At 73.1% G+C, this 16,506-nt stretch carries 11 protein-coding genes; 6 read left to right on the top strand and 5 right to left on the bottom strand.

Features of this window, described 5'->3' with window-relative positions; translation table 11 throughout:
- Nucleotides 1-89 precede the first annotated feature (89 nt).
- Nucleotides 90-1,118 (bottom strand): endonuclease/exonuclease/phosphatase family protein, encoded by a 1,029-nt coding sequence (locus ACIPVB_RS14240; RefSeq protein WP_400369735.1) that lies wholly within the window; start codon nucleotides 1,116-1,118, stop codon nucleotides 90-92.
- Between the two features lie 105 nt (nucleotides 1,119-1,223).
- Here ACIPVB_RS14240 and ACIPVB_RS14235 point away from each other — a divergent pair, with 105 nt between their 5' ends.
- Nucleotides 1,224-2,084: a PHP domain-containing protein gene (locus ACIPVB_RS14235; protein WP_400369733.1), complete on the top strand. Its 861-nt coding sequence runs from the start codon at nucleotides 1,224-1,226 to the stop codon at nucleotides 2,082-2,084.
- Nucleotides 2,085-2,312: 228 nt separating this feature from the next.
- Here ACIPVB_RS14235 and ACIPVB_RS14230 read toward each other — a convergent pair whose 3' ends face one another.
- Nucleotides 2,313-3,761 (bottom strand): DEAD/DEAH box helicase, encoded by a 1,449-nt coding sequence (locus ACIPVB_RS14230; RefSeq protein WP_400369732.1) that lies wholly within the window; start codon nucleotides 3,759-3,761, stop codon nucleotides 2,313-2,315.
- A gap of 150 nt (nucleotides 3,762-3,911) precedes the next feature.
- Between ACIPVB_RS14230 and ACIPVB_RS14225 the strand changes: the two genes are divergently transcribed.
- A complete protein-coding gene (locus tag ACIPVB_RS14225; protein WP_400369730.1) occupies nucleotides 3,912-4,628 on the top strand; it encodes a ferritin-like fold-containing protein in 717 nt (238 codons plus the stop codon).
- A gap of 79 nt (nucleotides 4,629-4,707) precedes the next feature.
- On the opposite strand, the gene ACIPVB_RS14220 is transcribed toward ACIPVB_RS14225, so the two are convergent.
- Together ACIPVB_RS14220 and ACIPVB_RS14215 are read right to left on the bottom strand one after the other, a co-directional pair.
- Nucleotides 4,708-4,995 (bottom strand): hypothetical protein, encoded by a 288-nt coding sequence (locus ACIPVB_RS14220; protein ID WP_400369728.1) that lies wholly within the window; start codon nucleotides 4,993-4,995, stop codon nucleotides 4,708-4,710.
- A 10-nt stretch (nucleotides 4,996-5,005) separates the two neighbouring features.
- Nucleotides 5,006-5,230, bottom strand: coding sequence for a DUF3107 domain-containing protein (locus ACIPVB_RS14215; protein WP_144835131.1), 225 nt, complete (start codon nucleotides 5,228-5,230; stop codon nucleotides 5,006-5,008).
- A 155-nt stretch (nucleotides 5,231-5,385) separates the two neighbouring features.
- Between ACIPVB_RS14215 and ACIPVB_RS14210 the strand changes: the two genes are divergently transcribed.
- Together ACIPVB_RS14210 and ACIPVB_RS14205 are read left to right on the top strand one after the other, a co-directional pair.
- A complete protein-coding gene (locus ACIPVB_RS14210) occupies nucleotides 5,386-8,532 on the top strand; it encodes an ATP-dependent helicase (RefSeq protein WP_400369726.1) in 3,147 nt (1,048 codons plus the stop codon).
- Nucleotides 8,529-11,816 (top strand): UvrD-helicase domain-containing protein, encoded by a 3,288-nt coding sequence (locus ACIPVB_RS14205; protein ID WP_400369725.1) that lies wholly within the window; start codon nucleotides 8,529-8,531, stop codon nucleotides 11,814-11,816. Before ACIPVB_RS14210 ends, ACIPVB_RS14205 begins: the two co-directional genes overlap by 4 nt.
- A 256-nt stretch (nucleotides 11,817-12,072) precedes the next feature.
- Here the strand turns inward: ACIPVB_RS14205 and ACIPVB_RS14200 are convergent, their stop codons facing one another.
- Nucleotides 12,073-13,536, bottom strand: coding sequence for a phosphotransferase (locus tag ACIPVB_RS14200; RefSeq protein ID WP_400369723.1), 1,464 nt, complete (start codon nucleotides 13,534-13,536; stop codon nucleotides 12,073-12,075).
- 109 nt (nucleotides 13,537-13,645) lie between these two features.
- On the opposite strand from ACIPVB_RS14200, the gene nudC reads away from it, so the two are divergent.
- Nucleotides 13,646-14,569 (top strand): NAD(+) diphosphatase, encoded by a 924-nt coding sequence (gene nudC / locus ACIPVB_RS14195; RefSeq protein WP_400369721.1) that lies wholly within the window; start codon nucleotides 13,646-13,648, stop codon nucleotides 14,567-14,569.
- The gene (locus ACIPVB_RS14190) at nucleotides 14,566-16,317 is read left to right on the top strand and encodes an ATP-dependent helicase (protein ID WP_400369719.1); all 1,752 of its coding nucleotides are present in this window, start codon (nucleotides 14,566-14,568) and stop codon (nucleotides 16,315-16,317) included. The genes nudC and ACIPVB_RS14190 overlap by 4 nt, the downstream gene beginning before the upstream one ends.
- Nucleotides 16,318-16,506 lie beyond the last annotated feature (189 nt).

Below are 16,506 nucleotides of genomic sequence, written 5' to 3'. Positions count from 1 at the left end.
TTCCAGTCTCGCACCCGACGGCCTCGGTCGCACGGATGCCGCGGAACCGGCGCGTGATCCGGGCCCGGGGAGGAGGGGTTCGCGGCCGGTCAGCCCGCGGTGCGCTCGAGCTGCACGACGATCGGGCGGTGATCGCTGCCCGACCCGTCGAGCGAACGCATCACGACGGAGCCCGACACGGTCCAGTCGGGCGTCGCCATGACGTGGTCGATCGGCGCGCCCAGCAGCGCCGGGGCGTCGGTGGGCCAGGTGCCGACCCCGCCGTTGCCGCTCTCGGACGCCGCGTCACGGCAGCGCCCGAGGGTGCCGCCGTCCAGGCCCATGCCCGTCATGTGGTCGAGCGTGGCGTTGAAGTCACCGGCGAGGATGACGTTGTCGGTCCCGCACTGGTCGGCCAGCCACTGCAGATCGCTACGCCATTGCGGCATGTACTCCTGGCGCGGGGCGACCGCGTGCGCCGCGACGATGATGGGGCCGTCCCCCGAGACCGGCATGGCTACCGCGCTCGGAACGGTGGAGGTGTTGCTGGAGCCGTCGAGCGAGGATTGGATGACGGAGTAGTCGCCCAGGCTGGGGCGGATCAGCACGGTCGTCGACGTGGCATCCCACCCCGTGATGCCGTATTCGCCGTACTCCGCGTGATGCGCCCACATGGGCTGCCCCATGTCGCGCATCATCTCGGCGACCTCGGCGCCGGTGTCGATCGTCGTCTCGGGCAGTGTCACCACATCGGCCTGCATGCCGACGGCGAACTTGGCGATCGACTCGGCCGAGGTGGCCGAGCCCGCGGTGTTCCACGTCATCACCCGCAGGCTCGTGTCGGTCTTGGCGGGCAGGTCGCTGCCGAAGCCGCGGTCGTTGAGCAGGGCCACGTTCACGGCCCCCGAGGCGCCGAAGACCACCGCGAGGACGAGCGCCATCGCCCGCAGCGGCCGGACGAGCGCGAAGAGCAGCATGAGCAGCGTCGCCGCCACCAGGGCGGCGGCCAGGGGCGCGCGGAACGAGATGATCTGCGCGAGCGGGAACGTGCGCTCGAGGCCGAATGCGGACGGCCACGTCAAGACGGCGGCGCCCGCCGCGAAGGCGAGCGCGACCAGGAATCCGAGCAGTCGACGCACGCACCCGACCCTAGGCGAGCCGTCTGGGAGATCCACGGATATCGACCGGGTGGTGCCCGAGCGAACCCACGGCCCGCGAGGGGGTGAGGGCGATACGCTCGACGGATGCCGCACGATCGTCGCTTCGAGGGACCGACCGATCTGCACCTGCACTCCTCGCACTCCGACGGCACCGAACCGCCCGCCGAGGTCATGGCCGCCGCGCACCGGCACGGGCTGCGCACCGCCGCGCTGACCGACCACGACACCACGTCCGGCTGGGCCGAGGCGGCCGAGGCGGCGACGTCGTTGGGGATGACGTTCGTGCCGGGCATGGAACTGTCGGCCCGGCACCGGTGGCGCAGCGTGCACCTGTTGGCGTACCTCGTCGATCCCGACGACGCGGGACTGCGCGCGATGACCGATCGCATCCGCTCCTCGCGACTGGACCGGGCGCAGATCATGGCCGAGAGGATCTCGCACGACTACGACATCGCGTGGGACGACATCGTCGAGCAGACCACCGACGGCGCGACCGTGGGGCGCCCGCACATCGCCGACGCCCTCGTCGCGCGGGGGATCGTCGCCGATCGCACCGAGGCGTTCGCCGGCATCCTGCACCCCTCCGGCGACTATTACGTCGCGTTGTTCGCTCCCGACCCGGTGACCGCGGTCGAGCTGGTCGTCGGCGCCGGCGGCGTGCCGATCGTCGCGCACCCGGCCGGACGGGCACTGCTGCCCGACGGCGTGCTCGGGGCGATGCTCGGGGCGGGGCTCGCCGGGTTCGAACTCGCCCATCGCGAGAACCTCCCCGCGCCGACCGCGCTGCTGGCCGAGCTGGCTGCGACGCGCGACCTCATCGTCACGGGGTCCAGCGACTATCACGGTCTCGGCAAGCCGAACGTACCGGGCGAGAACACGACGTCCGACGAGATGGTCGCCCGCCTCTTGGCGCGGGGGCGCGGGTCGGCGCCGGTCTTCGCGTAGGCGCCGGGCGCTGCGCTGGGCCGCGCGCTGGTCTGAGCCCCGATAAACGCTATCCGTGTCGAGAAACGCGTTCGCGGAGCGTTTTTCGACACCGGAAGCGTTTATCGCGCGGATGAGGGTGGGGTGCGCCCTTCGGGCGGGGGCGGAGCGTCCGGATGCCGCCGTCCCGGCGAGACGAAGAACGGCGCCGACCCCCGAGGGGGCCGGCGCCGGTGCGTCATCGGCCGATCAGGAGACGGGAGCGGTCGGGGCTCCCGAGCCGCCGCTGCGGCGCCGACGCCGGCGGCGCGGAGCGGCGTTGCCGTCGTGGTGCTCCTTGCCCGCACCGTCGTGGGTGCCGGCGCCGGCCTCGCCGCGCCCGGTAGCGCCGTTCTCGGCGGGGGCGCCCGACGACGATCCGCCGCGACGGCGACGACGCGGGGCGCGCGCGCCCTCGGCATCCTGGCCCTCGCCCTTCTTCTCGACCTGCGGGGCGGCGACGGCCTTCGGGGCGGTGGTCAGACGGCCCTTCGTGCCCTCGGGGATGTCGAGGTCGGTGTAGAGGTGCGGGCTCGACGAGTAGGTCTCGGTGGGCTCGGGCTGGCCGAACTCGAGCGCGCGGTTGATCAGCGCCCACTTGTGCACGTCGTCCCAGTCGACGAAGGTCACCGCGATGCCGGTCCTGCCGGCTCGACCGGTACGACCCGCACGGTGCAGGTAGGTCTTCTCGTCGTCGGGGATCGTGTGGTTGATCACGTGGGTGACGTCGTTGACGTCGATACCGCGGGCGGCGACGTCGGTGGCGATGAGGACGTCCTTCTTGCCGGCCTTGAACGCGGCCATGGAGCGCTCGCGGGCCTCCTGGCTCATGTCACCGTGGACGGCGGCGGCGTTGAAGCCGCGGTCGCCGAGCTCGTCGACGAGTTTCTGGGCCGCGCGCTTGGTGCGGGTGAAGATGACCGCCTTCTCGCGTCCCTCGGACTGCAGGATGCGGGCGATGACCTCGTCCTTGTCGAGCGAGTGCGCCCGGTAGACGAGGTGCTTGATGTTCGCCTGCGTGAGCCCCTCGTCGGGGTCGTTGGCGCGCATGTGGATGGGGTTCGACATGAACCGGCGGGCCAGCGCCACGATCGGACCGGGCATGGTCGCCGAGAACAGCTGCGTGTGACGCACGGCGGGGACCTTGGAGAAGATCTTCTCGATGTCGGCGAGGAAGCCGAGGTCGAGCATCTTGTCGGCCTCGTCGAGGACGACCTCGGTCGCGTGGGACAGGTCGAGCAGGCGCTGGTTGGCCAGGTCGATCAGGCGACCGGGCGTTCCGACGACGATCTGCGCGCCGGCCTTGAGCTGGTCGATCTGGCCCTCGTACGCCTTTCCGCCGTAGATGGCGACGACGCTCGTGGAGCGGTTGGAGGTCAGCATGTCCATGTCCTCGTAGACCTGGACGGCGAGCTCGCGGGTCGGGACGACGATCAGGGCCTTGACCCCGGGCTCGGGGCTGAGGCCCAGACGCTGGACGACGGGGATGCCGAAGCCGAAGGTCTTTCCGGTACCCGTCTTGGCCTGACCGATGATGTCCTGCCCCGGCAGACCCAGGGGGATGGTCTGCTCCTGGATGGGGAAGGCATCGACGATGCCCTTGGATGCCAGGGCATCGACGATGTCCTGATCGATGCCGAGCTCGGCGAATGTCGTCATTGTGCGTGCCTGTTCCGGCGGCGAGAGACCGCCTGGGGGAGTCGTATCCACGCCTCACTCGTCCTCAGGCGCGGGGCCCCGATCCATCGCCGGGGCACGTCCACTCTACCCGGCGTGTTTCGCGGGGCCCCGGACGCCTAGGCTGGGGGCGTGTTCGAGTGGTTCCGTCGTCGCCAGCGCCCGGTGGGCCGCACGCTGCAGCTGCGTTCGCGGGGAGACCTGGGCGAGGCCATGCGCGTGGACTTCGCCGAGCTCGCGCCCGAGATCGAGACCTTCCTCGGGCAGGCGGCGTACCTGCAGCTGGGCTTCTTCGAGACGCTGAGCGAGTTGATCGCGCTGACTCCCGAGCTGGCCGAGAAGGAGTCGCTCTCGCGGGCGGCGGGCGCGGCCCTCATCAAGCATCAGGAGCTCGTCGCCCTCATCCGCGAGCGCGGGGCCGATCCGACGCAGCTGATGCTGCCGTTCCGCGAGTCGCTCGACGCGTTCCGCCGCAACACCCACGGGGTGCGGCCGCAAGAGACGATGCTCACCGTGCACATCACGGCCGGCATGCTCGACGACTTCTATCTGGCCCTGTCGTCCAGCTACGGCGACACCGGCAAGCGGGTGGCACGCATTCTGCAGGCCGACGACGACCGACAGGCCATCGTCGACATCCTCGGCGCGACGATCGACAGTGACGAGGAGTGGCGCTGGCTGCTCGCCCTGTGGGGTCGACGGCTGGTCGGCGACACGCTGCTGGTCGCGCGGGCCGCGCTGCGGCACGGTCACCTCGACCGCGACGAAGAGGCCAAGGTCGAACCGGTGTTCAGCGAGCTGATGGGTGCGCACGCACGCCGGATGGATGCCATGGGCCTCGCGGCCTGAGAGGACTCGCGAGACGGTCAGGCGTCGATGCGGGCCGCTCAGGCGCCGATGCGGCCGGTCAGGCGTCGATGCGGGCCTGTCAGGCCCCGATGCGGGCGCGGTCGGCCTCGTCGCGCGCGAGCCGTGCGCGACTGAGCAGGGGGATCAGCACGAGGACCGTCGCGGCGGGAGCGAGGACCGCGACGATCCAGAGGACCGGCGAGTCGACGCCGAGCCCGGCCCAGGTCAGCGCCGTCCAGACCACGGCGGCCGCCGCCGCACCCGCCAGCGGGGCGAGAACCGCCCCGCGCACCTGCCGGTGGGGCAGCGCGACGTGTGCGGCGAGGCCGACCACCGCGCCGATGATCAGACCGAGCAGGATCTGCATGGGGCGGGTGTCAGGCGACGAAACCGACGCGACGCGACTCTTCGGTGCCGAGTTCGACGAACGCGAGGTTGGCGGTCGGGACGAGGTACGAGTTGCCCTTCACGTCGGTGAACGAGACGTGGCTGGCCGAGTTGTCGAGGGCCGCGGCGACGGCCGACTTGACGGCGTCCGAGCTCTCGTTGGTCTCGAAGTTGAGCTCGCGGCCGGTGTTGGTGATGCCGATGCGGATCTCCACGATGCGTCCTTTCCCCGCGGGCCGCGGTCGGCCCGGCGCGTGATTCGACTCTAGGGCAGGCCTCCGACACGACGACCCGTCGACGGCCCCGCTTCGCGGACGGCGAACGCCGCGTGCCCCCGGGCGATGTCGGAGGTCGCGATTAGCGTGGACGCATGCAGATTCCGGATGCCGTCGCCCCCGACGTCGCGATCTCGGCGGGCGGTGAACTCGACGCCGATCAGCGAGCCGTGGCCGCATGGGGCCCCGAAGCGAGCGGCGTCGTGGTGGGGGCGCCCGGCACGGGCAAGACGACCACGTTGCTCGCGCGGGTGCGGGAGCTCGTGGCATCCGGGGTCGATCCCGACGACCTGCTGGTCCTCACTCCCACGCGCCCCGCGGCCACGGCTCTGCGTGATCCGCTGGCTCTGGCGGTGGGGCGGGCCACCTCGGGGGCGCTCGCACGTTCGGTGGCGTCGTTCGCCTTCCAGCTGGTGCGCGGGGCCGAGGTGCGCCGGGGTCTCGAGCCGCCGCAGCTGCTGACCGGCGGCGACGAAGACCAGATCATCCGAGACCTCCTCGAGGGCGACGCGCTCGATGAGCTCGAGGGGGAGTCGCGGTGGCCCGAGTGGCTCGGGCCCACCATCCGGGCGACCCGCGGTTTCCGCGGCGACCTTCGGGCGTTCCTGGCCGAGTGCACCGATCTCGGCGTCACCTCGTCCCAGCTCGTCGCCCTCGCCGAGCGGCACGAGCTGCCGGTCTGGGCGTCGCTGTCGTCGTTCTCCGACGAGTACCGGTCGGTGCGCGCCTCCATGCGCGGAACCCACCGCGACGCCGCCGATCTGGCCCGCGAGGCGGTCGCCGTCCTCGACGAGGCACGAGCGGACCGCGCGTTGCTGGGTCGATTCACGTCGTTGCGCTGCATCCTGGTCGACGACGCGCAAGAGCTCACCGCCGGGGGGATCGATCTGCTGCGCGCCTGTCGTGCGCTCGGCGTCGGGGTGGTGGCGTTCGGTGATCCCGACGTCGGCTCGGGCGCCTTCCGCGGGGCCACGCCCGAGAACTTCGCGCGGCTGACCCGCGAGCTGGGCGCGACGACGGCCCTCGGCACCGCGCATCGTGGAACGCCCGAGCAGATCGACCTGGTGCGACAGGTCGCCGCGCGCATCGGCGCCGCGGGAGTGGTGGCCCACCGCCGCGCCCCGGTGGGCGCCGCCCCGCAGGGTTCGGTGCGCACCTATCTGCTGCGGTCACCGGCCGAAGAGGCCGACGCCATCGCGCGGCTGCTGCGCGAGCGACACGTGCTGGCGGGAGTGCCGTGGAGCGCCTGCGCCGTGATCGCCCACGATTCCCGGCAGGTCGCCACCCTCGAGGCCGAGCTCGCCGCCCGCGAGGTGCCGGCGCGCGCGAGCGGCCCGGGGCTCGCGCTCGGCGTGCAGAAGCCCGTGCGCGACCTCGTGCGCCTGGTCGAACTCGGCGGCCTCGATCCCGACGAATGGCGCGCCGACGAGGTCGTCGATGCGCTGCTCGGCACCTTCGGCGGCCTCGACCCGATCGAACTGCGGCGACTGCGCACGGCTCTGCGGCACGACGAGGTCGCGACCGGCGGAACGCGTCCCGCGATCGACCTGCTCGTGTCCGGGGTCCGTCACCCCCTCGAGCTCGAGACGATCGACTCGCGCGAGGCCCGGCGCGCCATCCGCCTCGGCGAGACGCTCGCGGCGATCCGGGTGCAGGCGCAGGCGCGCGCGACCGCGCACGAGATGCTGTGGACCGCGTGGGAGCGCAGCGCGCTCTCGCGCACCTGGCGCGAGGCGTCCCGCGGCCACGGCCCGCTCGCCGAACAGGCCGACCGCGACCTCGACGCGATCGTGGCCCTGTTCCAGGCCGCCAAGCGCTACACCGAGCGCGAACCCGACGGCGAGTCCTCGACCTTCCTGCGGTCCGTGCTCGACAGCGACGTCGCCGAAGACCGCATCGAGCAGCCGGCGGTCGTCGACACCGTCCGCGTCCTCACCCCGGCCGCGGCCGCGGGCACCTCGTTCGACACCGTCGTCGTCGCCGGCGTGCAAGAGGGCGTCTGGCCCAACACCCGGCTGCGTGGAGGCCTGCTCGAGACGTGGCGCCTGGCCGACGCGGTGCAGAACCCCGACCTCCCGGCCGCGGGCATGCTCGACCGGCGCCGAGCGGCGATGCACGATGAGCTGCGCCTTTTCGTCCGCGCGATCAGCCGCGCCGGCGCGCTGCTGATCGTCACGGCCGTCGATGACGACGACACCGGGCCGAGCGTGCTGTTCGAGATGCTCCCGGCGCCCGAGGCGGCGGCATCCGTGCCCGAACACCCCCTGTCATTGCGCGGACTCGTCGCCCGCCACCGGCGGACGTTGACGGCACCGCGGGTCCCCGCGACCGAGCGCGCCCACGCCGCAGGGCAGCTCGCGCTGCTCGCCGCCGCCGGGGTCGCCGGAGCGGCGACCGCGCAGTGGTACGGCGTCGCCGCCCCCAGCTCGACCGCCCCTCTTCGCGACCTCGAACGCGAAGACGTGCGGGTCTCGCCCTCGCGCCTGCACGCCCTCGAGCAGTGCGAGCTCGACTGGGTCATCGCCGACCTCGGCGGCGATCGCGGGGGCACCACGGCGGGGATCGGCACGATCATCCACGCGGCTCTCGAGACCGCCGCATCGCCCTCCGAAGACGATCTCTGGGCCGTCGTCGACGAACGCTGGGGCGAGCTGGTGTTCGACGCCGAGTGGCGCGCGCGCGCCGAACGCACCCGCGCGCGCGAGCTGGTGCGCCGTCTCGCGACCTACCTGCGGCGTTTCGACGACGCGGGCGGCCGCCTGATCGGAGCGGAACGGCACTTCGAGGTGCCGATCCCGGTGGCCGACGCGGCAGAACACGGTGCCGTGCTGAGCGGCGACATCGACCGCGTCGAGGTGAACCCCGCGGGCGAGGTCGTGATCGTCGACCTCAAGACCGGGAAGAGCGAGCCGCAGACCGACGCCAAGGTCGCCGACAACCCCCAGCTGGCCGCCTACCAGCTGGCGTTCTCGTCGGGGGCGATCGAGCAGGTCGCGGGCATGCCGCCCGGCGGCGCCAAACTGCTCGTGCTCCGGCCCACCGCCGCGACCAAGGACTACGCCGAACCGACGCAGCCGCCCTTCGACGATGAGCAGCGCGAAGCCTTCATCGAGCGTGTGCAGCGGGCGGTGGGCGTGATGCGCGGCACCCGCTTCGCCGCGCCCTACGAGGTGCACTGCCGCGACGAGTTCTCGTTCGGCCTGTGCCGCATCCACACGGTGTCGGCGGTGAGCGCGTCATGACCGCGCTGTTGTCCGCCGCGACGATCGCGGCCGCCCTGGGGCAGTTCGCGCCCACCCCCGAGCAGACCGACGTGATCGAGGCCCCGCTCGCCCCCGCGCTCGTCGTGGCCGGTGCCGGCAGCGGCAAGACCGAGACCATGGCCGGTCGGGTGGTGTGGCTCGTCGCGAACGGTCTCGTCCGCCGCGACGAGGTCCTGGGCCTGACCTTCACGCGCAAAGCCGCGGGCGAGCTCGCCGAACGCATCCAGCGCCGGCTGCAGCGTCTGTCGGAGTTCGAGGCGCGAGGGCTGCTGCCGTCGCTGCCCGCGCTGCACGCCGCCGGACGGCTGGACGTGTTCACCGAGATCAACGGCACCGAGGGCGCCCGCGGCGACGCGCAGCGCCGCGAGGCGCTGGACGCCCTCGCCGCCGAGATCGGCGCCGTCGACGGCGCGGCGGGCGACGCCGACCAGCTGCTGCACCGCCCCACCGTGTCGACGTACAACAGCTTCGCCGACTCGATCGTGCGCGAGCACGGGCTGCGGATCGGCCGGGACTCCGAGTCGGCCGTGCTGTCGGAATCCGCGGCCTGGCTGCTCATGCGCCGCGTCGTGTTCGCCAGCGACGACCCGCGCCTCGAAGAGCGGCAGGAGTCCCCGCGCACCCTCATCGACGCGGCGCTGCGCATCGCCCGCGACGGTGTCGACAACCTGGTCGACCTCAACCGGTTGGCATCCTTCCCCGAAGAGTTCGCGCGCATCGTCGAGCGCCCGTCGACCTCGAAGCGCGTCGACGTCTACAAAGAGGTCCGCGACGCCGCCGCCAGAGTGTCGGCGTTGTCCCTGCTCGCCGCGCTGGCCGCCGACTACGACCGCGAGAAGGCGCGACGGGGCGTCATGGACTTCGCCGACCAGGTCGCCGGGGCACTGCGGATCGCCCAGGAGCATCCCGCGGTGGTCGCCGAGCTGCGTGCCCGCTACCGGGTCGTGCTGCTGGACGAGTACCAGGACACCTCGGTCGTCCAGACCGACCTGCTCTCGACGCTCTTCGGCGGCACGGGGGTCATGGCCGTCGGCGATCCGCACCAGGCGATCTACGCGTGGCGAGGGGCGAGCGCCGGCAACCTCGGCGGCTTCCCCGACGCGTTCGCCCCCGACGGGTCGTGCCGACGCTTCTCGCTGCTCACCAGCTGGCGCAACAGCGCGCGCGTGCTCGACGCCGCCAACGCCGTGCTGGCCCCCCTCTCCGCGCGGGCGGCCGTCGCGGTCGAAGAACTACGGTCCCGGCCGGGGGCTCCCGCCGGGCTCGTCGAGACGGTGTTCGAGAACGACCTCGATGCCGAGGCCGACCGCGTAGCCGCCTGGTTCGTGGGCGTGCGGGCGGCGCGTGCCGCCGAGGGGCGTCCGACGACCGGAGCCGTGCTGTTCCGCAGTAAGAAGCACATGGTGCGCTTCGGCGACGCCCTGGGCCGACGCGGTATTCCTCATCGCATCCTGGGACTGGGGGGCCTGCTCACCACCCCCGAGGTGGTCGACGTCGTCTCGGCGTTGCGCGTCATCAGCGATCCCGAGGCGGGCTCAGCGCTCATCCGGCTGCTGTCGGGGCCGCGCTGGGCGGTGGGGCTGGCCGACCTCCGCGCGCTCGCGCAACTCGCCCGCCGGCTCGCCACGCACGACGTGGCCCTGCAACCGCTCGCTCCCGAGGTGGTGGACCGCCTGCGCTCGACGCCGGGTGCCGACCGCGCCTCGCTCGTGGACGCCCTGGACTTCGTCGCGCGCCAGACCGACGGTCACGGGTGGCTCACCGACATCACCCCCGACGGGCGCGCACGCCTGCGCGAAGCGGGAGCCGTCTTCGCGGGACTGCGTCGCAGCGTCGGTGCCCCCATCCCCGAGCTCATCCGGCTCATCGAGGCCGAGCTGCGTCTGGACATCGAACTCGCCGCGAACGAGTCGCGGGGCCCCGCGCGTATCGCCTCGGCGCAGCTGCGTGCATTCGTCGACGAGATCCGGGGCTTCCTCGCCGCCGACGAGTCGGGGTCGGTGACGAGCCTGCTCGCGTGGCTCGACCACGCCGAGCAGGCCGACGAGTTCGCCCCGCGCACCGAGCCGCCCGAGGACGACGTCGTGCAGTTGCTCACCATCCACGGGTCGAAGGGCTTGGAGTGGGATGCCGTGGCCGTCGTGCGCCTGGTCACCGACGAGCTCCCGTCCCTGCCGCGCGACACGAAGGGGTGGCTGGGGTTCGGCATCCTGCCCGCGGAGTTCCGCGGCGATTCCGCGTGGCTCCCGCTGCTCGGCTGGCGAGGAGCCGAGACCCAGCAGGAGTTGAAGACGGCGATCGACCAGTACGTCGCCGACAACCGCGCGCGACAGCTCGACGAGGACCGCCGCCTCGCCTACGTGGCGTTCACCCGCGCCCGGGACCATCTGCTGCTGTCGGGGTCCAGCTGGTCGGGGACGAAGCGCCCCCGCACGCCGAGCGTCTTCCTCGACGAGGCCGCCGAGGCGCTCGGCATCGACCTGCGCATCGGCGAACCCGGCGACGACCCGTACGACGGCGAGCGGCGCCTGCTGCACTGGCCGCTCGACCCGCTGGGGGCACGGCGCACCGCGATCACCGCGGCCGCTGCGGCAGCCGATGCCGCGCGGACGGGCGAGGCGCCCGACCCCGACGCCGATCTCGAGCTGCTGCTCGCCGAACGTGCCGACCGCCTGCGTCCGACGCACGCTCCGGCACCGACGCGCATCCCGGCGTCCCGCTTCAAGGACTTCGTCGCCGACTACGGTCGCGCCGTCGACGACCTGCGGCGCCCCATGCCCGAACGCCCGTACCGTCAGACCCGCCTGGGAACGCTCTTCCACGCCTGGGTGGAGCAGCGCTCGGGTCAGGTGGGCGCGGGCATCGGGCTCGACGACGACGGCCTCTGGGGCGACGACGAGCTCGGCGCGTCAGCGGCGGACGCCGACGAGTTGCAGCGCCTGCGCGCTTGCTTCGAGCGTTCCGAGTGGGCGAACCTGCGTCCGCTCGAGGTCGAGACCGAGATCGACTTCGTCACCACGCGGCTCGACGGTCGCGAGCACGTCGTGATCTGCAAGCTCGACGCCGTCTACCGTCGCGGCGACCGGTACGAGATCGTCGACTGGAAGACGGGCCGCCCGCCCACCACCGACGCCGACCGGCGCGCCCGCATGCTGCAGCTCGAGCTGTACCGCGAGGCGTACCACGCCAAGCACGGCATCGACCTCGACCTCATCGACGTCGCGCTGTTCTACGTCGGCGACGAGCTGGTGCTGCGCGGCTGACGCGGGGCGGGCTGTCACCGCCGGCGCGCGTGGACACCGGCGCGCGTGGACACCGGCCCCCGTCAGCGCCGGCCCCCGTCGACACCGGCCCCGTCGGCGCCGGCCCCGTCGACACCGGCCCCGTCGGCGCCGGCCCCCGTCGACATCGGCCCCCGTCGACATCGGCCCCCGTCGACATCGGCCCCCGTCGACATCGGCCCCCGTCGGCGCCGGCGCGCCTGGACGCCGGCCCCCGGGGCCCGCGGGCGTCCGCGGCTCAGGCGGAGTCGCCCGACACACCCCAACGACGCAGCGCCGCGCGGCTGGCGCGGGCGGCATCCTCTTCGTCGTCGACGGCCGTCTCGTGGGTCTTGTCGCCGTCGCGGAAGATCGGAGCGGCCGATGCGTCTCCGTGGTCGCGGATCGCCGGCTCGGGCGTCCGGTCCGTGTCCGGCCGGGCCCACAGCGACGACCCGTCGGTGTCGCTGCGCAGCGCGGGCTCCGCAACCGGGCGATCGGTCCATCCGTCGAGGTCGACCGGAGCGGTCGCGTTCGGGTCGTCGCCGTCGGGCTCGGGCAGCTGGTCGACGTGGATCGCGCCGGTCTCGGCATCCGGATGCTTGCGCTCGTCGAGGGCGTCGGCCAGGGCCTCGGCCGCGGCGGCGCGATCGCGTTCGGCCGAGAGGTACAGCGACAGGGCCTCGGGGTCGTACGCGTCGGTCTGCATCGAGGTGTCGACGGCACCCGCGGCCACGGGTGGGACGCTCTCGACGAGAGCCATGGCGTCGTCGATGTCGCTGCGTGAGTCGGGCACGATGTGGTCGCCGCGCACCCCCTCGGCCAGGGCGTCGAGGAGGGCGACGGCGTCGGCGATGACCTCGGCCTCGCCGGCGTCGTGCCCGTGGACCAGCCAGCGGGCGAACTCGAGTTCGGCGTACAGGCGCGCGCGTTCGCGCAGCAGCGGGTCGGGGGAGCGGTCGCTTGCGGCGGCGTATCCCTCGTGCACGTCGTCGGCGGCCAGGGGAGCGGATGCCAACCACCGCAGGTCGATCGCCGGGTCGCCGACGCTCAGCCCGGCCCAGTCCAGGATGCCGACGACGTGCGGGATCGCGTCGTCGTCGTCGGCGAGCATGATGGATGCGCTGGTGGCACCGCCCAGCACGACGGCCGATTCGAAGCGCCAGAGGTCGTCGACCTCGAGGGCGCGCCGCCACCGGAGCATGAGGTCGTCGCTCACCCGGCCGGTCGCGTCAGCCCGATCGAGCAGGCGTTTGACGTCGTCGCGGATCTGTTCGGGGGACCGCACCGGAAGGCCGTCGGTGCGCACGATCGACACGGGGAGGTCGTGTACGGCGGCGAGCGCGCCGCCGATCGCCGGCGCGTAGCCGGGCCCCTTGGGCAGGTGCGCGGGGTCGATGCGGTAGCCGTGGATGTGGTCGGTGACCAGGACGCGGTTGCCGCCCGACCCGCTCTCGCCGAGCACCTCGGGCACGGCGAAGGGCAGCAGGGCGCGCACGCCGGCGGTCAGGGCGTGGAGGGCGCGCGACTCCGCCGCGAGGTCGGAGGCGCTGTCGTCGGTGGCGGGCATGCGCACGACCACCTGACGTCCGTCGTCCGTGCGGGCCAGGGCCGCGTCGAAGCGACCGCCGGCGTTCTCGGTCAGCGCGCGGGCGCTCGTGAAGGCCGTACCCGGCAGGGCCGTCGTCGCCGACGCGGCTAAAATGAGGGGCGAGCGTGCCATGCCCCCCAGGGTAGGTCGGTGCTCCGCTCACCCGCCCGCGCCACGCCCTTGACCGGGGAGGTCGGGCTGACGATCACCCGCTCGCTCCCATCCGCCAGAGAGGTGCTCGATGCCGCTTTCCGCGTCTTCGTCGTCCGATTCCCTCGCCGCGCAGCCGGTCGATCGCTCCGGCGGCGAGCGCGAGGAGCCCGATCTGCTGCGGCGCGTCCTGGCGGTGCCGGGTACGCGCGTTCTCGCCGTCCGTCGCGACGCGGCCCCGGTCCGCGACGGTCGTCTGGTCTTCGTCACGGCCGACGCCGTGCCCGATGCGCTGCCCGGCGTCCGCGAGTGGGCGTTCCTGGGTCGCGCCGCCGACGGTGCGGCCGTCGTCCTCGCGGTCCTCGCCGACGATGCGGACGACTCCGCGGTGGCGGATGCCGACTGGGTCCCGTTGCGGGCGTCGGGCGGCGACCTGCCCGACGCCGAGGCCGAACTGCTGACCACCGCGGTGGCCCTGGCGGGGTGGGTGCGCGACGCGCCGTTCTGTCCCGCGTGCGGGGCGCGCACCGAACTGCGCCACGCCGGATGGTCGCGGCACTGTCCGGTCTGCGGGCGCGAGCACTTTCCTCGCACCGATCCCGCGGTGATCGTCCTGGTCACCTCGGCCGCCGATGACGACCGTGTGCTGCTCGGCGCGAACGCGGCCTGGGGCGGGGACCGGTACTCGTGCTTCGCCGGGTTCGCCGAGGCCGGCGAATCGCTCGAGGACACCGTCGCCCGCGAGGTGAACGAAGAGGCGAACGTCCGCCTGCGGCGGGTGGAGTACCGCGGCTCGCAGGCTTGGCCGTACCCGCGTTCGCTGATGCTCGGCTTCCGCGCCGAGGTCGTCGACGACGCCGAGGCGCGCGCCGACGGCGAGGAGATCGTCGAGGTGCGGTGGTTCACCCGCGACGAGATCGGCGCCGCGATGCGCGGCGAGGGCGCGACGCAGCTGCCGGGCCCGGCATCCATCGCCCGTCGTCTGATCGACGACTGGTACCGGGGTGTCGCATGACGGGCCCCCTGGACGGCCTCGACGAGCACCAGCTCGAGGCGGCACGTGCGCTGCGCGGGCCGGTGTGCGTGCTGGCGGGCGCGGGCACCGGCAAGACGCGGGTGATCACGCGTCGCATCGCCCACGGCGTCGACACCGGCGCCTACTCGCCGCAGCGCGTCATGGCGGTGACCTTCACCGCCAAGGCCGCCGGCGAGATGCGCGGGCGCCTGCGTGCGCTCGGCGTGGCGGGGGTGTCGGCGCGCACGTTCCACGCGGCGGCGCTCGCGCAGGTGAACTTCTTCTGGCCGACCCTCGCGGGCGATCAGGCCCCCTCGATCATCGACAACAAGGTGCGCATGCTCGCCCACGCCGCCGACGGTGTGGGGCTCGCCCCCGACACCGCGACGCTGCGCGACGTCGCGGCGTCGATCGAGTGGCGCAAGGTGACGCTCCGCTCGATCGAGCAGTACGCGGCCGACCGGCCCGACGGTGTGGGACGCCTCGGCGTCGACCAGGTCGTCGCCCTGCAGCGCGCGTACGAGAAGCTCAAGGACGAGCGGCGTCAGATGGACTTCGAGGACGTGCTGCTGACCTGCGCCGGCATGATCGAGGCCGAGCCGCGCGTGGCCGCGGCGGTGCGCGAGCAGTATCGGCACTTCACGGTCGACGAGTACCAGGACGTCTCGCCGCTGCAGAACCGCGTGCTCGAGCTGTGGCTCGGCGATCGCCGCGACCTGTGCGTGGTGGGCGACGCCAGCCAGACCGTCTATTCGTTCACCGGGGCCGACGCGCGGTATCTGCTGGAGTTCGAGCGCACGCACGCCGACGCCCGCGTCGTCCGGCTCGAGCGCAACTACCGGTCGACGGCGCCGGTGCTCGCCGTCGCCAACGAGCTCATGCGCGGTCGGCAGGGGGCTCTGGAGCTGGTGGCGGCGAGGACGGACGAGACGCCGGTGCCCACGGTGCGCGCGTTCGACGACGACGAGGACGAGGCCGCAGCCGTCGCCCGTTCCATCCGTGACCTGCTCGCGAGCGGGGTGGATCCGCACGACGTGGCGGTGCTGTACCGCTCGCACGCGCAGTCCGCGGCCCTGCTCAGCGCGCTCTCGGCGGTGGGGATCGCGGCATCGGTTCTGGGCGGGCGCAAGTTCTTCGATCTGCCCGAGGTGCGTCAGGCGCTCATGGCGTTGCGTGCGGCGTCGGTTGCCCCGATCAACACCGGGTTCATCGCGACCGTGCGCGACGTGCTGCGCAGCGTCGGTCTGACCGACGATCCGCCTCAGGCGGGCGGTGCGTTGCGCGAGGCGTGGGAGGCGCGCGCGGCGCTGCTGCGCCTGGCCGAAGAGGCGCCCGAGGGCACCGACCTGCGCGCGTTCACCGACGACCTGCAGGCGCGCGCACGCGATCAGCACGAACCGACCACGCGCACCGTCACGCTCGCGACCCTGCACGCGGCCAAGGGGTTGGAGTGGGATCACGTCTACCTCGTGGGGGTGAGCGAGGGGCTGCTGCCCATCTCGTACGCCAAGACGTTCGAGGCGGTCGACGAGGAACGCCGACTCGCGTACGTCGGGGTCACGCGGGCCGCGCGAACGCTGTCGGTGAGCTGGGCGCGAGGGCGGGGGCGGATGGAGCGCTCGCCGTCGCGTTTTCTGCGAGAGATCGGCACCGGCAGTCTGCGCTCGGCCGATGCAGCGCCCAGGCCCGCCGGAACGAATCGGCGCGCAGGCGCAGGGAGCGGCTCGTCGACGCGATCGGCGCGTTGAGCAGGAACCGCGCTCCGCGTCCCGCCTCGGCGGCGAGCGCGACATCGACCTCGGGGCGTGCGCGCCCGAGCAGCTGAGCGGCGACGAGCGGCCAGTGCGGATCGGTTTCGCGCTGCACGGCGTCGAGGCACGACAGGCACGCGGTGCGTCCGGGGGCGACCACCGGCCCGATGACGGCGCCGGCCCCGT

Source organism: Microbacterium sp. NPDC090007 (assembly GCF_044748345.1).
In the GTDB taxonomy this organism is placed as follows: Bacteria; Actinomycetota; Actinomycetes; order Actinomycetales; family Microbacteriaceae; genus Microbacterium.
The sequence above is the reverse complement of the archived record's forward strand: the minus strand, read 5'-3'. Positions and strand labels throughout refer to the sequence as shown.